At 53.9% G+C, this 4029-nt stretch carries 3 protein-coding genes; all 3 read right to left on the minus strand.

What is annotated here, in order from left to right:
• On the minus strand, positions 1-1123 hold a 1123-nt coding region (locus WA354_RS04565), incomplete at its 3' end, for a glycosyltransferase family 4 protein (RefSeq protein ID WP_472811826.1).
• Between the two features lie 15 nt (positions 1124-1138).
• Positions 1139-2455, minus strand: a complete 1317-nt coding sequence (locus WA354_RS04570) for a nucleotide sugar dehydrogenase (RefSeq protein WP_472811827.1) — start codon at positions 2453-2455, stop codon at positions 1139-1141.
• Positions 2456-2509: 54 nt separating this feature from the next.
• Positions 2510-4029 (minus strand): asparagine synthetase B family protein (locus tag WA354_RS04575; RefSeq protein WP_472811828.1); only part of this gene is annotated, 1520 nt, incomplete at its 5' end.

A 4029-nucleotide genomic window follows, 5' to 3' on the forward strand; every position in this document is an offset into this window, starting at 1 on the left:
CAACACGTTCGCGCCCAAATTGCCCCATCCGCTCCCGCTCGTCGGGATGATCCAGAAGCCACAATATCTTGTCTGCGAAGTCGGCTACCAAATCATCCCCTTTGCTGTAAAGCGAAGAATCTCCAGCTGTAAACCGCCCTTCCTTCAGATCGAATTGAACGATCGGCTTTCCCAGGGCCATATATTCAGCAATCTTGATCATCGTCGAGATATCGTTCATCTCGCATGGCTTGTCTGGATTTACGCAAACGTCCGATGCCGACAGAACCTCGAGCAATTCGCCATCAGGCACGCGACCCGTAAAGTTAAACATCTCCTCAAGATGTTTATCCGCCACCATGCGCCGCAGCGCAGGTAGCCCCGGACCTCCGCCGACACAGGTAAAGTGAACATCCGATCGGCCGCGACTCCTGATGTTCGCCGCAACGTCGATAAGAATATCGAGTCCCTCCTGAATACTCATGGTGCCGACATAACCGACAAGGTAAGTTTTGCCGTACTTCAATGCCGGCTTGATTGGCACAGGCCCGAATGTAGCCAGATCCGGTCCATTGCGAACTACAAAGACATCCTTCTCATCAATTCCGCCGCGGCTGATCGCCAGCGCCTTATAGCTTTCATTTGTGGCCATAACGACACTGGAACAAGCATAGGTAAGTCTCTCCAGCCACGATTGGATCTTGAAGAAAAGATCCCGTCTGCCGTACTTCGAGAGATATAACTCGGGATTTGCATCATGATGATCGAAAACGTAACGAACTCCGAACAATCTGAACGGCAATACAACCAGAAAAATGTCGTCTGGTGGATTACACCCCTGAATTACATCGAATCCGTGCGCGAAAAAGATCCACCAGCCAAACAGAAACTCCCAGAATAATGCGCATCCATATTCCCAAACATACCCGGCTGGAGTATTTCCTTCCGGCGGCATCGGGTGCCGATAGATGCGGACTCCCTCGAGGACTTCGTGAACCTTCTTGAAGCCTTTGCCTTGCGGACAGAGAACGGCGACGTCGTACCCGTGCTGACAAAGAGCGCGCGCTTCCTTCCAGACACGAGTGTCAAACGGAACCGGAAGGTTCTCGACGACAATCAGAATGCTTCTTTTTGCTTTTGTCACGTGGTCGAATCCGAATCACTTTCCCACAAAGGTGAGTTGTTGCGCCTTCGCACTTCCCTGCTTCGTGATTCGAACGAGATCCACGAGACACTGACCATCGCGAAGAGTTGACTGGATCTGACTGAACTCCGGATCATAATTCCCAATAACGATGGTCTCCGCATGCGCCAGCACCGCGTCGACGCTGGCCGCCATCAACCGCGAGATGTGGGGAATGCGATTGAGGATAAAGTCCCGGTTGGCGCCTACCAGGGCCGCGATATTTACATTCCGGTCGTAAATGCGCAGGTCATACCCCTTGCCGATAAGCCGTTCAATCACCTCGATAACAGGGCTCTCGCGGAGATCGTCCGTGCCTGCCTTGAAACTGAAGCCGAGCACTCCGACCCGTGAGTTTCCGCTTTCGATCACCAACTTGACGCCGTGAGCAATTTGCATTTCGTTGCTGGGAAGAACCGAGTTGAGAATCGGAAGTTGCAGGTCGTGCATCTTCGCCTGGTAAGAAAGCGCTCGCAGATCTTTAGGAAGACACGAACCACCGAACGCAAAACCAGGTTTGAGGTAGGCCGGAGATATGTTTAGCTTCTTATCCTGGCAGAAGATGTTCATCACCTCTTCTGCATCGACGGCGAACGCGTCGCAAAGATTGCCAATCTCGTTCGCGAATCCGATCTTCAGAGCATGCCAGCTGTTGTCCACGTACTTGATCATTTCGGCGTTATTCAGATCCGTCCGAATTAGCGGAGCCTCTATCCCCTGGTAGAGAGCCGCAAGCATATCTCCGCTCTCTCGATCCAATTCACCGAAAACCGTCTTCGGTGGGTATCTGAAATCCCTGACAGCTGTACCCTCTCTCAGGAATTCGGGGTTGTAGCAAACTCCGAAATCTTCGCCCGCCTTCTTCCCTGAGAATTCTTCGAGCACAGGAATCGCTACGTTTCTCATCGTTCCCGGCAGAATCGTGCTGCGAATTACAACGGTGTGCCTGGTGTCCTTGGTCCGTAGAGCCTGACCAATTTGTTCGCAAATCCGACGGATATAGCGAAGATCGAGGTTGCCATTCGACTGGCTGGGCGTTCCTACGCAGACAATGGAAAGATCAGTCTCATGAACCGCGGTGAGTGGATCCTGGGTCGCACGCAGTTGGCCTTTGCGGACGGTTTCTTCGATAATCTCGCCAATTTCGTCTTCCACGATTGGTGAAAGGCCCCGGTTAATCAGATCGACCTTATCCGGAACCGGATCGACACCAAGAACCTGGTTCCCGTCGGCGGCGAAGCACGCAGCGGACACAGTTCCCACGTAGCCTAATCCAAAGATACTGATTCTCAAAGTCTGCTCCATTTTCAAAACTTGTCCGCAAAACTAACAGAAATGTTCCACCGCTTACACCGTCGCGACCGCACCTACGGTAAGGCCCCGAAGCCATTCTTCGAGAACGATGATGCTAAAGAGAATTTTGTGATTGTCCTGTCTGCCTGCGACATGATCAGCGTGGAGTTGCTTGACCGCTGCGGGGTTCAAGTAATCATAGATTGCAGATTTATCATCGGCGAAGGTGTTAGCCATAGCGCTTCCAAGCGAACTGCGAAACCAATCGTCAACCACATTCATTGCGAAGCCACGCTTCGGCCGACGCACGATTGACGCCGGCAGGAACTTCCGGCACACCTGCCGATGAAGCCATTTTCTAGCGCCGTTGCGAACCTTCAAGTTGGGCCCCAATCTTTCCGCGTATTCGACGATGTCCTTGTCGAGGTATGGAACCCGCAACTCCAGGCTGTGTGCCATCGAGAGCTTATCGGCATACATTAGCAGTTCATCCGGCAAAGTCGACCGAACCTCCAGAAACTGTAGCCGTCCCAACTCGTCATTATGCGGCGCAAGGCCGGACAGGTCCGCCCAGCATTGCTCTAGCTTATCTCCCGATTCAGGTTCCACCAAACCATCGCGGAAGAGGCGTCGTATTTGTGATCCAGGCAAAAGGGAAAGAATGCGCTCCGTACTGTGTTCGCCCGCGCCGCTCGAGAGAGCATGAAGTCCACGCTTCAGCGTCTCATTACGAGGCAGTGCGCCAACGGCCATCTCCAACGGTGTTCGAGCCCAACCAGGCAGACCTGTCCACGTCGAACCGTAACGAGCGCCTAGATGCCGCTTATACCCCCCGAACAATTCGTCAGGCCCTTGCCCCACCAGGCCAACCTTCACGTTCTGGCGGGCACGCTGGCAGACGAAGTACATCGGGACAACGGAAGAGGTCGCAACAGGCTCCTCCAGGCATCCAACGATGTTCCTTAGCTCCCGCTCAAATACCGCGCGACTGATTCTGACCCCTGTATGCTGCGATTTCAGAATTCGAGCAGTCTCTTCCGCATCCACCAATTCGTCGTCGGCGAAACTCTCACCGTAGCCGACTGAAAAGCTTTGCCAGTCGGCTCCATTCTCGTTCATCAGCGCAAGCAAAAGTGCAGAATCAATCCCACCACTTAGAAGGAGTCCCAGTGGCACATCGCTGATTAATTGGCGCCGGACTGCCTGCCGGTATAGAGCCAGCAGTTCCTCGCCCGCCTCCGCCGGACTCTTTGGCGGCGCAAATGCCTTCGGCGAAGACCGATACCATCGGCTCGTTTCAATTGCTCCATCCTGCACTACGAGTTTGGTGCCTGATGCAAGCTTGCGCACGCCGCGCACCGCCGTATAAGGAGAGGGTGTAAACCGATATTGCAAGAAGAGACTCAGCGCCTCAGGGTCTGCTTCCGGTCTTCCGTCGCCCATCGTTGCACAGACCGCCCGCATTTCAGAGCCGAACCACAGCGAACCTTTGTCCTCGCGATAATAGACAAGCTTGATCCCAAACGCATCCCGCGCGATCATGAGGCGTCGCCGGCGAACATCCCACACCGCAA

The organism is Occallatibacter sp. (assembly GCF_049802275.1).
Taxonomy (GTDB): Bacteria; Acidobacteriota; Terriglobia; order Terriglobales; family Acidobacteriaceae; genus Telmatobacter.